Origin of the sequence: Spirosoma agri (genome assembly GCF_010747415.1) — a bacterium.
Taxonomy (GTDB): Bacteria; Bacteroidota; Bacteroidia; order Cytophagales; family Spirosomataceae; genus Spirosoma; species Spirosoma agri.
Window position 1 is genome coordinate 14,509 of sequence record NZ_JAAGNZ010000009.1, and the last position, 17,551, is coordinate 32,059.

Sequence of the window (17,551 nt, forward strand, 5' to 3'; positions counted from 1 at the left end):
AGTAGAAATACAGTCGATGTGGTTTTCTGGATGTAGTCTTGATACACGAAAAAACAGACTATTGCTTTCAATAAACACGCAATGCAGTATCGCAAATTAGGCAATACAGACCTGAACGTTTCGCTCCTGAGTTTCGGGGCATCCCCATTGGGTAACGTGTTCGATGAGACCAACGAAGCGGAAGGCATTCGGGCCGTTCACGCAGCGATTGATCTGGGGATCAATTTTTTCGACGTTGCCCCTTTTTACGGGGATACACTGGCCGAAAAGCGACTCGGAAAAGCACTGAAAACAAAACGGAATGCTGTTTTTCTGGCCACCAAATGCGGCCGCTACGGCAACGGCGTGTTCGACTTTTCTTACGAACGCCTTATGCGCAGCATCGACGAATCACTGACTCATTTGCAGGTCGATTATGTCGATCTGCTTCAGGTGCATGACATCGAGTTTGGCAATCGTGATCAACTCCTTGCCGAAGCTATTCCAGCCGTATTGAAGCTGAAAGAAATGGGGAAAGCCCGGTACGTGGGCTTCTCCGGACTGCCGGTTCGGTATCTGGCACAAATTGCGCGGGAGGTCGACGTCGATACCGTTCTGTCCTGGGGACATTATACGCTGCTGGCCGACGAGATCAATGAGGAGTTGGTACCCCTTTCGCTCGAAAAAGGTTTTGGCCTGATGAATGCGGCTCCGCTCATGCAACGGATTCTATCGGATGCCCCGGTTCCCGCCTGGCAGAATTCGCCCCAGGCCGTCAAGGATATGCAGCCACTATTACGGGCATTATGCCAGGAATACGGTCTGGCCCTCAGTGATGTCGCCTTGCGGTATGCGGTCAGCCATCCCGTAATCGCCACCACAATTGTAGGCATGTCGGAACAGCGACAGGTCGAACAGAATCTGCACGCACTCCAGCTTACCATTCCTGACGAACTGCTCCGGCGCATCGAAACGCTGGTAGCTCCGGTCAAAAATCAACTGTGGTTCGAAGGAAAACCGGAAAATAATATCCCTAAATCGATGGTGACCCATGACTAAACAACCCGCTTTAGTGCTAGTCGAACCGGGAAAAACGGAGGTCCGGTTCATCGATATACCGGTGCCTGGTCCCGATGAAGTGCTGTTACAGGTAAATAGGGTCGGCTTTTGCGGGGGCGATCTCAACGGTTTTCGGGGTTTGTTCGAATTGCAGGAATACCCCAATGTGCTGGGCCACGAAGTAGGCGCTACCATTCTGGAAACCGGCGGCCAGGTTCCGGACCCGTTCAAACCGGGTATGCGGGTGACGCTGAATCCCTACCTGAACTGTGGCCGTTGCCTTTCCTGCCGGAAGGGTCGCCCGAACGCCTGTCAGGACAACAAAACCATGGGCGTTCGTCGACCGGGCGCCATGACCAGTTTCATCGCCGTTCCCTGGGAAAAGCTACATACGTCATCCCGGTTGTCTGTTCGGGAATTAGCTCTGGTGGAGCCACTTACGGTCGGTTTTCATGCCGTTGCCAGAGGACGCGTGGTGGCGGGTGAAAAAGTGGCCGTTATCGGTTGTGGCATTGTTGGTTTGGGGGCCATTGCCGCTGCGGTAAGCCGGGGAGCAGACGTAATTGCCATTGATATCGACGATTCGAAAATGCGGATTGCCCGGTTGGCGGGGGCGGCCCACACCATCAATACGACTACCGCTGATTTGCACGAAGCCCTGCTGGCTATCACCGATGGCGATGGACCGGACGTGATTATTGAAGCCGTTGGAAACCCGCATACGTACCGGGCAGCGGTAGAGGAAGTGGCTTATACCGGACGGGTTGTCTATATCGGGTACGCCAAAAAACCCGTCGAATATGCTACGGGAACGTTTGTCCGGAAAGAAATCGAGATTCTGGGTTCGCGCAATTGTCTGGGCGATTTTCCGGATGTTATCCGCCATCTGGAAACGGGCCGGTTCCCCGTTGATGCCGTCATCAGCCGGGAGGTTACCCTCGACGAAGCGGGCGCGGCTCTGGCCGATTGGTCGGTGAATCCGGGACCCATCACGAAAATAATGGTGAACCTTGACAACGGCATCTAACCCATGAAATCCTGCGTAACGATCGCATTAGTGCCTCAAGTCCAAACGGGTCCCTGGATCTACTGGAATGATCTGGAAGCGAGCATGGCGAAAGCGGCCGAGTTGGGATTCGATGCGGTCGAGCTGTTCACGGCTTCAGCGGATGCTCTCACGACTGACCGATTAACCGCGTTGATCGATCAGTTCGGGCTGAATATCGCGGCTGTGGGTACCGGAGCGGGCAAAGTCGTTCGGGGGCTGACGCTGACTGACCCCGATCCTGTTATTCGAACCAGGGCTATTGCTTTCATTACCGACATGATTGGTTTTGGGGCCAGCGTTGGGGCACCCGCCATCATCGGGTCGATGCAGGGAAATGCCGCGCCGGGCCTCGAAAAAGAGCAGGCGCTGACCTGGCTGGCGGAAGGCTTGACCATCCTGGGCAAACAGGCCGACGAACAGGGTGTTCCCCTTATCTACGAACCCCTGAACCGGTATGAGACCAATCTGATCAATGATCTGACAACGGGAGCTAGTTTTCTCAGCGGCCTCCGTACAGAAAACGTTGTGTTGCTAGCCGATTTGTTTCACATGAATATAGAAGAGACGTCAATGGCGGACAGCATTCGTTCGACAGGTGCACGCATTGGTCACATTCACTTCGCCGACAGCAACCGCCGACCCGTTGGGCTGGGTCACACGGATGTGGATGCGGTGGCTGGTGCGTTAAAGGAAATCGGCTATTCAGGCTATGTATCAGCCGAAGCGTTTCCGTTTCCTACGCCCGACCAGGCCGCCCGGCAAACGATCCAGTCCTTTCAACACTATTTTAATTAAGACGGGGTGCGCCTACAGCCTCCCGGTCGATCAACTTAAATTCGTAGTACCGATGCAACGATTTTGTCTGGCTCTTGACCTAAAAGACGATCCTGAATTGATCGCCGAGTATGAACAGTGGCATGCCAAAGGAAAGGGGTGGCCGGAAGTACGCCGGAATGATCTACAGGCGGGCATTCTGGATTTGCAAATATACCGGACGGCCAACCGGATGTTTATGATTCTGGATACCGACGATGAGTTCACCTTCGAAAAGAAAGCCCACCTCGATGCGGGCAATCCACATGTGCAGGAATGGGAGCGGCTCATGTGGACATTTCAGCAGCCGTTACCCTGGGCGCTGGCGGGTGAAAAGTGGGTAAACATGAAGCAGATTTTTCAGTTTGAGCCGGACGCCCCGGTATAAAGTACACAGCAGCGGCTGGCTGTCGGCGAAGCTCAGCGATCGCGTTGATGCCTCTGATAGGTCTGTAAACCGGTGCGGTAAACAAGTCAATAACCTCTGCGAACGAACCACGCAGCATACGATAATGACGCTGGCTACGACTTCTTCGGCTGATGAGAAAGCAGTAAACACACGGGTTGGCCTATTCATCTTCTTCCGTTTTGGCAACGGGCTACCGTTCCTGAAATTAGGGAACCGTTTAGTGAATTTACGGGTCACGTTTAGCGTGAACCCCCTACATTGTGGCTCCTTTTCAACCAATTTTTGATGGTATTTATTCGATCTCGTATTGGCACACAGACCACCAGTTCTGTGTGCCAATGAGGTAGTTTCCCGGTCGCCATCGTTTATCAAAACCTACGCATCTCTATCACTTAGGCTCCTGGAAGGGCCTCTTTGTGTCCATGAATCAATCGCTATCGGTGTCCGTCAATGTAGTGATCCCTATTTATAAAGTCGAACTTACCGAGTACGAGCGCATTTCGCTCACTCAATGCTTACGGGTATTATGTACGTATCCGATCTATCTGGCAGCGCCCCATTCCCTCGATACGTCTGCTTATCACAAAATGGGTCCCGATCTTCAGGTCCGTACGTTCGACGATTCTTATTTTACCGACATCCAGGCCTACAATGAGCTTTTATTGTCGGAACACTTTTACGAAGCATTTAATGATCAGGAGTACATGCTGATCTATCAATTGGACGCTTTTGTATTTCGGGATGAGCTACCGTACTGGTGCGGGCAGTCCTATGATTACATAGGTGCCCCTATACTGCGAGACCGCGATTTCTACGGGTGGTTTGACCGGCAGGATTTTACCATACGCCAACAAATTGCCACCTGGTTCAACCTAAAGAAAGCGGACGGTCAAACCCCTCGCGAAATTATCTCCCTAAATAGGGTAGGTAATGGAGGATTCTCGTTGCGACGTGTAGCGGCAATGGTCAACGGTTTGAGAAAGCGCAAAAGCAAAGTCGATCTCTACCTGAGTAACTCGCTGTATCAGTACAACGAGGATGTGTTCTGGAGCATCGAGGTCAACCGGTACTGGCCTCACCTCCGGATTCCACCCTACTCGAAGGCGCTTCATTTTTCGATCGAATTTTTTCCCCAGTGGGCAGTCGAACACTATAATCAGGGTACTCTGCCATTCGGGTGCCACGCTTGGGACACTCACGGAACAGACTATTGGCGCTCCATTTTTTTGACATATGGTTATCAAATTTAACTACCCACCGCTATCATAAACCCATTCTTCAATACCGTCCTTGACATTAATATGTTAGGTATGGGCTACTATTATCGTAAATCTCGCACAGGGGTCAGCCGCGTTGCGGAACGCTTACTGATGGGCTTGTGGCAGCGGGAAGATGTTCATCTGAAGCTGGCAGCGTCCTCTCATTTACCGGAAGCGATGCGGTATGCACACAGCATCTTCGGTAAGAAAGAGCCTGTTTTTATCAATAGGGGGATCGAGCGTCGTCAGGCAATGATCGAAAACGAACTCTTACAACCCTTTCCGCAGGATAGCCTACCCTCGAAAGTAATTCGCGAATGCTTTTATCAGACAAAAAAGATGCTACGCGCTGAACGGGCTCATTTCGATGCTCGTCAGTGGCCATCGGGAACAATTTACCACTCACCCTTTTATGCCATCCCCGCCGAAATCGCTGCGTGTAACTCCGTTCAGACCGTACAGACCGTGTATGACCTGATTCCAATTTTTCACCCCGAATGGTTTCCGGATGGCGATCAATCCGTTCAGTTAATGCTGAAGGCCCTGGGTAACGAAACCCAGGTAGTAACCGTGTCTGAAGCGACCAAAGCTGACCTTTGTAACTATACGGGTATCGATCCGGCCCGAGTAACACCTATTCACTTAGCGGCTGTATCCAGTTTGTTTTATCCGGTTCACGATCAAGCTGTTTTGCAAGCTATTCGCCATCGATACCACCTGGGCGATTCCCCTTATTTTCTCAGTCTGGCCACTTTCGAGCCACGTAAGAACCTGGATCACTTAATTCGCTGTTTTATTGACGTAGCCGAAAGTAACGCCATTACCAGCGACACCAAGCTTGTTCTGGTAGGCGTTCGAGGATGGAAGTTCGATAAAATTATGGCGGAATTGGCAAAACACACTGCCATGCGTGAACGCATCATTGTCACGGGTTTTGTACCCGACGATCAATTGGCACCCTTGTATTCTGGTGCTCTGGGCTTCGTTTATCCTTCTTTGTACGAGGGCTTCGGCTTACCACCGTTAGAAGCGATGCAATGCGGTTTACCCGTTATCGTCTCAGACATTCCATCCATCAATGAAGTAGTCGGAACGGCAGGTATCAGCGTACCGCCCACCGATGCATCTGCCCTTTGCGAGGCTCTTGTCAAGGTGGCCAACGTAGGGCGGATACGGGAAACGATGGCTGCGCAGTCTCTACAGCGAGCCAAGTTATTTTCCTGGGAAACGTTTATCCAGAATCACGTGACCTTATATGAACGCATGCCGGCTGCTCGGTAAAATCCGGAGTAAAGTTCACTAACTAGCCAAGAGCAGAAAAAATCTGTTACAACGGAAGAAGCGAAGCGATAATACCCCAAAACGCCCGAACGATCCACTGACTGGTTCCAGTTTTTTATCGATCAAAAACCAGTAGATATTACAACGGTGCCGAAAGAAGGGACCTGGGTAAGAGTCTACTCATCCTGATACCAACACAAGTCTGAACCAATGCCGGATCAGACGGGAGCGAGGCAATCTTACAGAAGCCCCGTGTCCGCTAGTTGGCCTTCCGGGTAGTAGGCTGGTGTAGAATGACTGGTGCATTTGGAGGAAGTTGCCTACTCCACTATGGGTAGTGTCCACCGGACCACGGCTTCGTTCAGATCAATAAGGATTCTGCGTCTGTAGACATGTCGAAGGGGACGAGTGCACCGGGAAACCGAATGCGTTGCTAACAGGCAATTGATTACTTCCTGATGTTGGTATACTCCTCATCCGTGACGGGCTTCATCCAGGTTACTCGGCCTTTAGTTGTATTCGGCGTAACGGCCACTTGCATAAATCCGACGGTGGGGGAAGCGCCATGCCAATGGGGTACGTTTGGAGGACATTTCACCGCGTCGCCTTTCCTCAGGATTTGGATGGACTTTCCCTGCTCCTGATAGTAGCCAATGCCCCCCATCGCCAGTAGCACCTGTCCACCCGCGTGGCTATGCCAGTGCGAACGGGCACCCGGTTCGAAGGTTACGTAGCCTACCGGAATGTTGAAGGCACTGTCAGGCTCAATCAACTGCTGCACCCAAACGGTTCCGGTGAAGTTACGGGTCGGTGCTCGCTGTCCCTTCGGAAAAATAGCGTCGGTATCGGACCTGGTTTCCGTTTGGGCGCTTGCGCCTAAACGGGCTAAAATCACCAGCAAAATGGTAAATCGTAATGCGCTTGCGTTGTTCTTCATTCCGTTGTGTTAAAACGCTACTTTTTGCGTATTCCTGTGCTGTTTAATACGTTGATGCGATTAGCTGCGTCAGAACCGCCCGCCCGGCCTGGGCTTCCGCGGTACCGATACTCATCCCGATCAGGTCAAATGCCTGTTTTAGTTGCGGTTCGGTCAGACCCACGTGCAAACAAATACCCAGGTGGCTTTGCAGCATGGGCTCGACACTACCGATGCTGGCAAGTACCGAAATGGTCGTTAGCTCCCGGTCGCTATAACTAAGCACATCGCGCTCAAACAGATCGGCAAACAGGTGTTCTTTGAGAAATACCTCGATTTCGGGACTGAAGGCCGCATAGCCTTTTTTAGGTCCGGTTTCCGGCTGACCAGTGAGTTGTTCGAGCGTTTTTTTACCGCGCTCGTACTTCGACTCCCGGCTGGTGATCGGCGAGGCTGCCTTACCCATTTTGTCAGTAATGCCTTTTTTCTTCCGCTCATCCAGCACGGTCATCAGCGTTTGCAACCCTCGAATGCTCCGGGGAAATCCGCAATAGGCGTACAGATGCACCAGCACTTCCTTGATTTCATTGACCGTCAGCCCTGCATCCAGGCCCGTATGCAGGGCGGGTTGTAGTTTTTGCAGGTCGCCTTTGGCGGTGAGGGCGGAGATGACAACAATGCGTTGCTGGGTTGGTGACAGGGTAGTTTGTTGATTCATCTGATTTTGAGCGTTAAGCTGAGTAGCGATGAACCAGCTGACGATCATACCGAAGAAAGCAATGCGCATACGTTTGGTGAAGAATAGGGTAGTTACAATCGAAATGAAAGCTCGTTAATCCAGCTTATTCTCCTTCAGAAATTTAGCCATCAGATCCGCGATCTGGATGTTGTTGAGATCGGAAAACGGAAAATGGGTATTGCCCTTGATGCCTATTTCAGGCAGGTGCACGACCTGCGCATGGCCTCCGTGTTTGTTGACGGTCGCGGCCCAAAGCCTTGCCATCTCCAGTCCGGCCCGCCAATGGTCTTTGTTCCACACGGTCGTTGGCTGGTCAGCAATGTTGTCGCCGTAATAGATGATGATCGGAATTTTGGTGAGCTTCGTAAAATCCGACAGAGGTATCTCAACGCCTTTCAATTCACCAAACAGGCTGGTCGACTGAATGGGTTTGGGTAATTCGCCCGCCGGAAAAACAAAACTGCTGAAGGGTTCGTAGGCGACAACGGCCTTCACGTTTTCGTTTTTTATCGCCGTAAACCAGCCAACCCCTCCTCCCTGCGAATGGGTAATCAGGATACCTCCGCCAATTCGATCGACTAGTTTCGAACACGCCTTGGAGACAACAGTCGCGTCGAAAGCCCCCGTATTGGGCGTCATCTGCCGAAAAAACTGCTCCAGCGAAGCAGTATCCTTCGGAAACTGACTACCGGCAAAATAATCGGGATAGTTGCCAATCCGGAACTGCGTAAACCAGAACTGTTCGTCCAGCGTAGGCGTAATCGTTGTCGAAACCAGACTCTTTCCGGCTTCGCCCCGCCTGGGCTGATCCAGTAAATAAACCCCAAAACCCCGTCGGAGAAAGATTGTCTGAAAGCCTTCCCGTCCATCGGGGGTCGATTCCCACGTTTTTTTGGATTCGGCGGCCCCGTGCAGAAAGACCAGCGGGTATTTACGGGGGTTGGGCGGAATCTGATAAAACACATAGGCGTGATCGCCGTGCAAGGTCTGCCCCTGGGGTTTCAGGGCATTCGTCAGCTCAAATTTACCGGGCTCGGTTAGGCTGGTTCCGCCAACCAGGAAACTACCCTGTTGTTGTAGGGTCAACAAACCCGTTTGCCGGCTTGTGCGATTCATGGCACAAGCCGATACGAGCAGGGTTAGGCCGGTAAGCAGCAACACGCTGAATTTCTGTTGTTTCATGCCGTTAATTTACTCAGCGAATCAGTCGTCTTTCGCTCATTTATCGTCGCCTATACCGCGGCCAGACTAAAAGGCAGCTTACGGATGCGCTTGCCGGTCAGATCGAAGATGGCATTGGTCAGGGCTGGCGCAAAGGCGGGTAAACCGGGTTCGCCGACACCGCCCGCTGGTTCGTCGTTGTCCATGACATACACATCAATGGGCGGAATGTCGGGAATGCGGGGTAGTTGATACGAGTAAAAATTCTTGTCCACCGGCACACCATCCTTGAACGTTACCTGATGCTGGGTAGCCGCCCCCAGCGCCATAACGATAGACCCTTCTACCTGCGCCTTGACGGTATCGGGGTTGACGTACCAGCCGCAATCCATAACGGCCCAGACATGGTCGATCTTCACCTGACCATTCTGCCCTTTCGATACTTTTACAACGTGCCCAACGGTACTGGCAAAGCATTCGGTGATGGCCATACCGTAGCCCTCACCCGGTTTACGGGTCTTCCAGCCCGACACCTCGGCTAACTTGTCAAGTTGTCGGTGCAACCGCTCGTCGGGCAGGTGGTCCCGGCGGAACGCCATCGGATCTTTCCCCGATTCATGGGCCAGTTCGTCGATAAAACTTTCGTAGGCAAAGCCGTTGGTGGAGGCATACACGGATCGCCACCACATCGTCGGAATGGGGGTTTCGAAGGGAACGTCCGCAATGCTCAGGTTTTTGATGCTGTCGGCGTAGGGTTTCAAAAAACCTTCCGAAGTGCTGCGGTTGGCTTTGTCTTTCGGACCACCACGCCAGTGATCGTTGTTCTGACCGGCCATGCGTAGCTTGAACGCGCTGATCTTTCCGTTGTCGACAACGCCCTCGCAGCGGTACGAAATACCGGGCCGGTAGGGGCCTTGGGTGGCGTCATCCTCGCGGGTCCAGACCACCTGTACGGGCGCTTTTATCTCTTTGGAAATCACCGCAGCTTCGTGCGGATAATCCATGAACGCTTTCCGACCAAATCCCCCGCCCAGAAACGTCATGTGAACGATCACTTTTTCGCGATCCAATCCCATCTCTTTGCTGACCGCATCCTGCACCCATTCCGGAGCCTGAATAGGTCCCCAGATTTCGAGCTTATCGTCCTGATAATGAGCCGTACAGTTCAGGGGTTCCATGCAGGCGTGGTACTGATAGGGCGTTTCGTACACCACATCCAGTTTCTTCGGAGCCTGAGCGAGGATGGCTGACGCATCGCCCTGCTGCTTGAACGAAAGCCCTTCCTGCGTTTGTAGCGCCTGCTTCTGGCGGGTAAAAATCTCGTCGGTGCTCAGGTGTTCGAATCCGCTATCGTCCCAGGTTACCGTCAAGGCTTTCTTTCCTTCCAAAGCTGCCCAGGTTGAGGTAGCCACCACCGCAACGCCCTCACGGTAGGTGTTAAAAACCAGCATTTTGGTCTTGAACACGTGTTTGACACCAGGAATTTTGCGGGCGGCTGTGTCGTCGAAACTCTTGACTTTACCACGAAGGCGGGGGTTCCGCTCCACGGCAGCATACAACATACCCGGAAGCGTTTTGTCCAGCCCAAACGTGGCCGTACCATTGGTTTTCAATTTGGTATCCAATCGACGGAGCGGCTTGCCAACGAGCTTGTAGTCGGATCGCTTTTTCAGGACGACGTTCTTGGGCGTTTCCAGCTTCATGGCGTCTGCCACCAGCTCCCTGTAGTGAAGCCGCTTCGCCGTTGGCCGATGAATAACCTGTCCCGATTCGGCATAACAGTCGGCGGTAGGCACGTTCCATTTGGCCGCGGCAGCCCCAATCAGCATCTGGCGGGCCGTGGCTCCCAGCGTCAGTAAGTTTTTATACGAGCCCCGTACCGTCGAACTGCCCCCGGTGACCTGGCTGCCGTATTTTTTGTTGTCGCCTTTGGCAAAAACGATATTCACTTTATCCAGGTCAACTTCAAGCTCTTCCGCGATCATTTGGGGAATGGCCTGATAAACACCCTGCCCCATTTCGGCCCGGTGTGAGAAGATGGTGACCTGGCCGGACGGTTCGATATGAACCCAGGCATTCATTTCAACCCCGAAACGATCGGCTTCGGCGGCCTTGATGATTTCGGCTTCTTCCGCACTGGCGGGGATATAAAAACCCAGTGACAGCGCCAGACCGGTCAGGCCCGAAGCTTTCAGGAAATTGCGTCTGGATACGGGTTGTGTGTCCATCGTGTTGTTTGCCGAAGGCGATTAAGGTTTAGGGGCGTAGGCGCCTGTTTTGAGCCAGGTCGTCCAGGCTTTTTTAAATTCAGCGTGACTCATTGGGGGCAGTGTGCGCCCTTCGCCGGGATTCCAGCCCGCCAGAACCAACCCATCGTCGGCGTGTTCCAGCAGTTTTTCCATGTTCTTATTCCCGTTTTGCCGGGGATCAACCAGTTGTTTGGCCAGTTGATGGGCCGTTCGCCCCTGAAAAACCATGCGCATGGTGGCAGGCGGTAAATGCCAGTCCGGGTTGCCCGGTGGGGTGTGCAAACCCGGCGTGTTGGTCGGCTGGTGGCAGTTAGCGCATTTCATGGCATAGATACCCTTTCCGTCCGTACCCCGTTGGGGACCCATCGTGTGCAGGTGATTGTCGTCGCCCTGCAAAGGAATATCACCCGACGGATGGCAGTTCATGCAGCGCGGACTCATCAACACGTTGTAGACGTTGGCGAACGCCTTGACCGAGGTCACGCTATCCCTCCGGACCGGATCTTTTTTGATGGATGCAACTCGTAGGGCCGTACTCGTCCGTATTGAACTGGCGCGATCGGTATCCGGGATGAATGTTGAGGCCATAATGCCTGTCACCGACAGCAGAATGGCTAGGATATAGATTGTTCGTAAGGGCATAGACTGACTGGCTTTCGTTTCAGCATGTATTTGTCGATGTTGCGCTCAGCAACGTGCGTTGGTCTACTCATTTTTACCAACCTTCTGTTCGGCTCCGGCCGCTAGATGAATGGCTTTCCGAATGCGGGGATACGTACCACACCGGCAGATATTGCCGGCCATAGCTGCGTCAATATCCGCATCGGTCGGGTTCGGATTCTCCCGCAGCAGCACCGCAGCCGACATGATCTGCCCGGAATGACAATAGCCACACTGGGGCACGTCGATTTGTTGCCAGGCCTGTTGCAGGGGGTGGTCGTTGTGTTGAGAGAGCCCTTCGATGGTGACCACTTTCTGGCCGGCAGCGCGGCTTACTTTGGTGACGCACGACCGCACCGCTTCGCCGTTCAGGTGAACCGTGCAGGCCCCGCACTGGGCAACGCCACAACCGTACTTCGTTCCTTTCAGGCCCACCACGTCCCGGATGGCCCACAGCAGGGGCATTTGCGGATCGACATCAATCGATTGCTCGGTGCCATTGATTGTCAGCTTAATGTTTGCCATAGTAGTCATGAGTTATAAAGCCATCGGGTCATCGCTGTTCATACGATAACAACGTATGCGCACTGCCTGTTTCTCTGTTTCGCTCGATAAAGTTACTGATAGTAAGACAATTGGGTAGTGGTTGAGTTGCGCTTTTTACCACCGCAGGGTAGTCTCACACCAGTCGTGAAGAAATCCTTAGCCGCCTACCCGTTTTTGCAGGTGTGCCGGGTAGCGGTCGCCCTGTACCGGAATCTGGGCAAAGGCCGTATCAATCTGGTCAATGTCATCGGCGGACAGTTCGATAGCTACGGCCCCGATGTTTTCTTCCAGACGGTGCAGTTTGGTCGTGCCGGGGATCGGAACAATCCAGGGCTTCTGCGCCAGCAACCAGGCCAGTGCCACCTGCGCCGGTGTTGCTTCTTTTTGCGTGGCCATGTCACCGAGCAGGTCTACCAATTTCTGGTTGGCTTTTCGGTTCTCTTCCGAAAAGCGGGGAACCACATTGCGGAAATCAGTCTTGTCGAATTGCGTGGTTTCGTCAATTTTGCCCGTCAGAAATCCTTTACCCAGCGGGCTGAACGGAACGAAACCAATGCCCAGCTCCGCTAACGTGGGCAAAATTTCGTTTTCGGGTTCGCGCCACCATAACGAGTATTCGCTTTGCAAGGCAGCCACCGGCTGAACGGCGTGCGCTTTCCGAATCGATTGCACACCCGCTTCGCTCATTCCGAAATACGTTACTTTACCTTCCTGGATAAGTTCCCTGACCGTTCCGGCAACGTCTTCGATGGGCACAGCCGGATCAACCCGGTGCTGGTAGAATAGATCAATCCGGTCGGTTCGTAGCCGTTTCAGCGCGTCTTCGGCTACCTGACGGATGCGTTCGGGACGACTATCCAGTCCTTTTGTGGAGTCACCCGCCTGAAAGCCAAACTTGGTGGCAATTACTACCTGACCGCGAAACGGTTGCAGCGCTTCACCCAACAATTCTTCGTTGGCAAACGGACCATAAGCTTCCGCTGTATCGAAGAACGTAACGCCTTTGTCGAATGCGGCACGCAGTAAGTTAATGGCGTTACGTCTGTCGGTTGCCGGGCCATAGCCATAGCTCAAACCCATGCAACCCAAACCAAGGGCGGACACGGTCAGACCGCTGTTTCCTAGTGTTCTTGTTTCCATTGACGTTGATTTAGTTGTTTGGCCGTCAGTTCGATCTTATTTCAACACGTTAATCGTACGCAACCATTGCTGCGCGTTTGTTTCGGCGGTTTTGGCTTTGTCTCCTTCGATAACCAGCAATTGACCATCCCGTTCCGAGCCGCCCCGCATGGTAAACCCGTCCAGTACGGTGCTGTTGGGGCACAATTCCTTTACCGTCTGGAACGTGCTGCCAATCCCATAGCCGCCGTTCGTATTAAACGGAATGACGGTTTTACCCCGGAGATCGTACTGACGCAGAAAGCTTTTCATGGGTGGGGGTAATTGCATGCCCCAGGTCGGAAAGCCAACGAATACAATGTCGTATTGCTGAATGGTGTCGATTTTCGTCGTCAACGGAGGCAGAAAACCGGTTTCATTTTCCTTCGCCACCTGATCTACGGTAGCCCGGTAGTTTTCGGGGTAGGGTTTCGCTAAGTCAAGAGCGACTAACTTCCCGCCTACGTGCTTGTGAATGATTTCCGCGATTGCTTTCGTGTTTTTTGTCCGCGACAAATACACGATCAACACCTTGCCCGACAAGGCATTGGCCGGCTTTACGACTGGTTCACCAACAGCCGGAACACGCTCCGTTTGGGAAGAACAGGCCCCGATCAACAGTAGGAATGCCAACAGGCTGTGCAGTATCATAGTGGTCCGTTTCATTTACGTTATCAAAGGTGCTTACCCTTACCCTCGATCCTGGCTTATTCGGCATCGAATCACTTGACGGACGCCAGACTTCAGGGATGCCGAAAAGGGGATACCTGATTAATGCTTGATGACGTGCGTGTCCCGAACGCTGCTAAATGTCAGGGCCAGCATTTTCCAGGCATTCGCTTGTTTTTGGTAGACTTCCGTAACGGTAAATTCCGTCTTGGCCTCACTACCCCGAACCATGGCTACCAGCGTAATCCGACTCCAGATGATAGCCGTGTTGTTGCCAAACAGCTCCACCGCCGTATCGTGCACATCCGCGTTCTTGTACCAGATGCTTCCGGTTTTAATGATATCGAGTTCTTCGTCTTTTTTCCAGGTGCCACTCATGTGGACAAATTTTGCCTTATCGTCGAAAAGCTGGGCCAGTTTGTCGACATTCTTATCGGCCATCCACTGCCACTTTTGCTTGGAGAGATCAATAATTTCCTGCTGGGCTTTGGTGGGGGCTGGTGTCGAAGCGTTGGCCTGATTTGTCTGCGCAAACGATGCCTGTATGCCTATCAGGAAGAAACACAAACCGAGAATTGATGCTTTCATGTAACAATTGATTTTAACGAGTGAATGCCTGTTTATTAAGCCTAGTTTGTCGTGTTCACGACGATTTCCTGCGCAATAGTGCGCTTAGTTTTTAACGGGCCTCATCAGCCTGGAAAACGAGAGCTGTCCCATTTTCCAGTTACCGTTTTCCTTGATATATACTTCCGTCACCATAAATGGATTGGTCACCTCGTTTCCGCCCACGACGGCTACCAGGTCCATGTCACTGAGCAGGATGGCCGTATTACCAATCATGTTAAAGGTTGTGGCGTAGACTTTCGCTTGTTTGTACCAGATATTCCCGCTTTTGATGACCTCCAGTTCCCGACTCTTGCCCCAGCTGCCCCCCATGTGAACAAACATCGATTTTTCATCGAATAAGGTAGTCAGCTTGTCCACGTTTTTGTCGGCCATCCACTGCCATTTTTCCTTCGAGAGATTAATGACTTCCTGTTCCGCGTTGGCGCTACCGGTCGTAGCTGAGCCTGCATTTTGTGTTTGGGCGAAAGCCCCCTGTATACCAGCCATCAGCAAGCATAAGGTGATAAGCGATAGTTTCATGGAGTTCAAGGTAAAGGATTAGAAAATTGACTAATTAGATCTTACGTCATTCGCTGCGCCGACAGGGCCGTTGCGGCCAAAAGCATGACGTGTTTTTGATCAGGCCCGCCTGTAGCCGTCGTGAAATGTTCACGAAGCAAGCTTGCGCTCTCCCAGCCATTTGACCATAGCCGGATCGCGGTGATCGAAGAACAGACTGGCGTTTGTGTCCAGGCTTTTTATAATTTCCATGTCGTCAGCACTCAACTCAAAATCAAGGCTGTTGATATTCTGTTCCATGCGCTCCTTCCGGACAGACTTGGGAATGGCCACGACGCCCCGTTGGGTCAGCCAGCGCAGCACCACCTGCGCAACAGATTTATTGTACTTCGCGCCGATCGAACGCAATACGTCATTGTGAAACAGATCATTTTTCCCTTCCGCAAATGGTCCCCACGATTCGATTTGCACGTTGTTGTCGACCATGAATTGCTGCGTGTCGATCTGTTGATGAAACGGATGCGTTTCGACCTGGTTAACCGCCGGAGCAATTTCGTTGTGGATGATCAGATCAATCAGCCGGTCGGGCTGGAAGTTGCTCACGCCGATGGCCCGTACCCGGCCTTCTTTGTAAAGTTCCTGCATGGCCCGCCATTCGCCATATACATCGCCGAAGGGTTGGTGGATCAGGTACAAGTCCAGGTAATCGAGTTGCAGCTTTTTCAACGAAGCGTCGAACGCTTTCCTGGTTCCCTCGTAGCCATCCGACTGAATCCAGAGCTTGGTCGTAATGAATAATTCGTCTCTAGCTACACTACTTTTCTGGATAGCCTGCCCCACCGCTTCTTCGTTGCCATACGAAGCCGCCGTATCGATCAGCCGGTAGCCTGTAGCGATGGCATCCAGTACACTGCGTTCGCATTCGGCTGGATCGGGGACCTGGAAAACCCCAAATCCCAGGATGGGCATGGCCACCCCATTGTTCAAAACTACGTGTTGCATATCTGTTTACGTTGATGATACAAAGGTCTGCTCATTTTCTGGCCTGCGTGGTATACAGATTACGGGTATTACTACCATTATTACTGATTCGCGTTTAGGCATCTGGTAGGGTAGTCAGAAAACGATAATTTTGAGACAATAACCAAGCGTGCTATGGATACCCTGCGACGATTCGAGACAATCAATGAGTACAACGCCTTCAATAACAACGAAACCCGGCATCCGCTGGTCAGCGTCGTCGATCTGTCAAAGGCCGATCCCCGACAGGGCTCCCGGATGTATTTTGGGTTCTACACCATTTTTTTGAAAGAGGTCAGATGCGGGGATCTGGTGTATGGGCGGCATACGTATGATTACCAGGAAGGCACACTGGTATTTATGGCACCGGGTCAGGTTGCCGGGGTGAACAGCAACGGGGAAACGTACCAGCCAAAAGGGTACGCGCTGGTCTTCCATCCCGATCTGATTCATGGAACGGCGCTGGGACGACATATTCAGGAGTATAGTTTTTTTGGTTACCAGTTCTACGAAGCGCTGCATTTATCGGGCCGGGAACGGCAGATCGTGCTGGACTGTTTTTCCAAGATCGAGTATGAACTGGAACACGCCATCGATAAGCACAGCAAACGACTGATCGTATCCACGATCGAGCTATTTCTGGGGTATTGCACCCGGTTTTATGATCGGCAGTTCATCACGCGGGAAACGGCCCACAAAGGCATCCTGGAACGGTTCGAGACGTTGTTGAACACCTATTTTCAGGCCGATAAACCGCAGACGTTAGGGCTGCCGACTGTTACCTACTGCGCGGGTGAACTGAGTTTATCGGCCAATTATTTCGGGGATCTGATCAAAAAAGAAACGGGCAAAACCGCGCAGGAATACATCCAGGCGAAAGTGATCGAACTGGCCAAAGAACAAATAGTCGATCAGAACAAAACCGTGAGTCAGATAGCCTACGACCTGGGCTTCAAGTATCCCCAGCATTTCAACCGCTTATTCAAACAGCGTGTTGGGCAGTCCCCCAATGAATATCGTCGAACCGCCGATGTTGACGCGCCACTCTAAGTGATCGTCCCTAAGGTCTCATCTGGTGAGCACGTTGACCAGCGCAGGAGCCGATTACGCGAAAGCAACGCCCAACAGAGTAGCGAATGAATTGGCAGGCTGGGCGTTAGTTTATTTGGCTTCTGCATTGCCACACAGGCTTTTCGCGACACCTCACTTACGCAGCAGGCAGTACCACAGATAGCAACACTCCGCTACCAGCTAACCGAGCTTCAACAATGGGTGCGGCACTGGATCGGGGGTAGCTCATGACATGGAAGAAATCGGTTGAACGACGATTCGCTGGCAGGGTCCTGTATGAAAACGTCATGGGATGCCGTGATATACAAAGCTAGAATCACTGTTTACAACTGGGAGCTGAACAACTCATTTTTCGTCCCGCTTCCTCCAGAACGAACCCTCGAATC

18 protein-coding genes are annotated in these 17,551 nt (G+C 52.4%); 7 read left to right on the plus strand and 11 right to left on the minus strand.

Annotated features, from left to right (window positions below):
* Positions 1-81: 81 nt before the first annotated feature.
* The 6 genes from GK091_RS28240 to GK091_RS28265 all read left to right on the plus strand — a co-directional run bounded on the left by GK091_RS28240 (position 82) and on the right by GK091_RS28265 (position 5,848).
* Positions 82-1,038 (plus strand): aldo/keto reductase, encoded by a 957-nt coding sequence (locus tag GK091_RS28240; protein WP_164044101.1) that lies wholly within the window; start codon positions 82-84, stop codon positions 1,036-1,038.
* On the plus strand, positions 1,031-2,065 hold the full coding sequence (locus GK091_RS28245) for a zinc-binding alcohol dehydrogenase family protein (RefSeq protein WP_164044102.1): 1,035 nt from the start codon (positions 1,031-1,033) through the stop codon (positions 2,063-2,065). The genes GK091_RS28240 and GK091_RS28245 overlap by 8 nt, the downstream gene beginning before the upstream one ends.
* 3 nt (positions 2,066-2,068) lie before the next feature.
* A complete protein-coding gene (locus GK091_RS28250) occupies positions 2,069-2,881 on the plus strand; it encodes a sugar phosphate isomerase/epimerase family protein (RefSeq protein ID WP_164044103.1) in 813 nt (270 codons plus the stop codon).
* Between the two features lie 52 nt (positions 2,882-2,933).
* The gene (locus GK091_RS28255; protein ID WP_164044104.1) at positions 2,934-3,287 is read left to right on the plus strand and encodes an L-rhamnose mutarotase; all 354 of its coding nucleotides are present in this window, start codon (positions 2,934-2,936) and stop codon (positions 3,285-3,287) included.
* 443 nt (positions 3,288-3,730) lie between these two features.
* Positions 3,731-4,558, plus strand: coding sequence for a DUF5672 family protein (locus tag GK091_RS28260; RefSeq protein ID WP_164044105.1), 828 nt, complete (start codon positions 3,731-3,733; stop codon positions 4,556-4,558).
* 60 nt (positions 4,559-4,618) lie between these two features.
* Complete coding sequence (locus GK091_RS28265; protein WP_246202460.1) at positions 4,619-5,848, plus strand: glycosyltransferase family 4 protein; 1,230 nt, start codon at positions 4,619-4,621, stop codon at positions 5,846-5,848.
* A gap of 448 nt (positions 5,849-6,296) precedes the next feature.
* Here the strand turns inward: GK091_RS28265 and GK091_RS28270 are convergent, their stop codons facing one another.
* The 11 genes from GK091_RS28270 to GK091_RS28320 all read right to left on the minus strand — a co-directional run bounded on the left by GK091_RS28270 (position 6,297) and on the right by GK091_RS28320 (position 16,076).
* Positions 6,297-6,785 (minus strand): cupin domain-containing protein, encoded by a 489-nt coding sequence (locus GK091_RS28270; RefSeq protein ID WP_164044107.1) that lies wholly within the window; start codon positions 6,783-6,785, stop codon positions 6,297-6,299.
* A 43-nt stretch (positions 6,786-6,828) separates the two neighbouring features.
* Complete coding sequence (locus GK091_RS28275; RefSeq protein WP_164044108.1) at positions 6,829-7,551, minus strand: carboxymuconolactone decarboxylase family protein; 723 nt, start codon at positions 7,549-7,551, stop codon at positions 6,829-6,831.
* 45 nt (positions 7,552-7,596) lie between these two features.
* Positions 7,597-8,685: an alpha/beta hydrolase gene (locus GK091_RS28280; RefSeq protein ID WP_164044109.1), complete on the minus strand. Its 1,089-nt coding sequence runs from the start codon at positions 8,683-8,685 to the stop codon at positions 7,597-7,599.
* 50 nt (positions 8,686-8,735) lie between these two features.
* Complete coding sequence (locus tag GK091_RS28285) at positions 8,736-10,892, minus strand: molybdopterin cofactor-binding domain-containing protein (protein ID WP_164044110.1); 2,157 nt, start codon at positions 10,890-10,892, stop codon at positions 8,736-8,738.
* A gap of 21 nt (positions 10,893-10,913) precedes the next feature.
* Positions 10,914-11,555 (minus strand): cytochrome c, encoded by a 642-nt coding sequence (locus GK091_RS28290; protein WP_164044111.1) that lies wholly within the window; start codon positions 11,553-11,555, stop codon positions 10,914-10,916.
* Positions 11,556-11,618: 63 nt separating this feature from the next.
* Positions 11,619-12,098 carry a (2Fe-2S)-binding protein gene (locus GK091_RS28295; RefSeq protein WP_164044112.1) on the minus strand — a complete coding sequence of 160 codons (480 nt, stop codon included), beginning with the start codon at positions 12,096-12,098 and terminating at the stop codon, positions 11,619-11,621.
* Between the two features lie 177 nt (positions 12,099-12,275).
* The gene (locus GK091_RS28300) at positions 12,276-13,259 is read right to left on the minus strand and encodes an aldo/keto reductase (RefSeq protein WP_164044113.1); all 984 of its coding nucleotides are present in this window, start codon (positions 13,257-13,259) and stop codon (positions 12,276-12,278) included.
* Between the two features lie 36 nt (positions 13,260-13,295).
* Positions 13,296-13,943 carry a flavodoxin gene (locus tag GK091_RS28305; protein WP_246202461.1) on the minus strand — a complete coding sequence of 216 codons (648 nt, stop codon included), beginning with the start codon at positions 13,941-13,943 and terminating at the stop codon, positions 13,296-13,298.
* 105 nt (positions 13,944-14,048) lie between these two features.
* Positions 14,049-14,534 (minus strand): nuclear transport factor 2 family protein, encoded by a 486-nt coding sequence (locus tag GK091_RS28310; RefSeq protein WP_164044114.1) that lies wholly within the window; start codon positions 14,532-14,534, stop codon positions 14,049-14,051.
* An 84-nt stretch (positions 14,535-14,618) separates the two neighbouring features.
* A complete protein-coding gene (locus tag GK091_RS28315; protein ID WP_164044115.1) occupies positions 14,619-15,095 on the minus strand; it encodes a nuclear transport factor 2 family protein in 477 nt (158 codons plus the stop codon).
* Between the two features lie 129 nt (positions 15,096-15,224).
* Positions 15,225-16,076 carry an aldo/keto reductase gene (locus tag GK091_RS28320; RefSeq protein ID WP_164044116.1) on the minus strand — a complete coding sequence of 284 codons (852 nt, stop codon included), beginning with the start codon at positions 16,074-16,076 and terminating at the stop codon, positions 15,225-15,227.
* 153 nt (positions 16,077-16,229) lie between these two features.
* Here GK091_RS28320 and GK091_RS28325 point away from each other — a divergent pair, with 153 nt between their 5' ends.
* The gene (locus GK091_RS28325) at positions 16,230-17,144 is read left to right on the plus strand and encodes a helix-turn-helix domain-containing protein (RefSeq protein WP_164044117.1); all 915 of its coding nucleotides are present in this window, start codon (positions 16,230-16,232) and stop codon (positions 17,142-17,144) included.
* Positions 17,145-17,551: the final 407 nt, after the last annotated feature.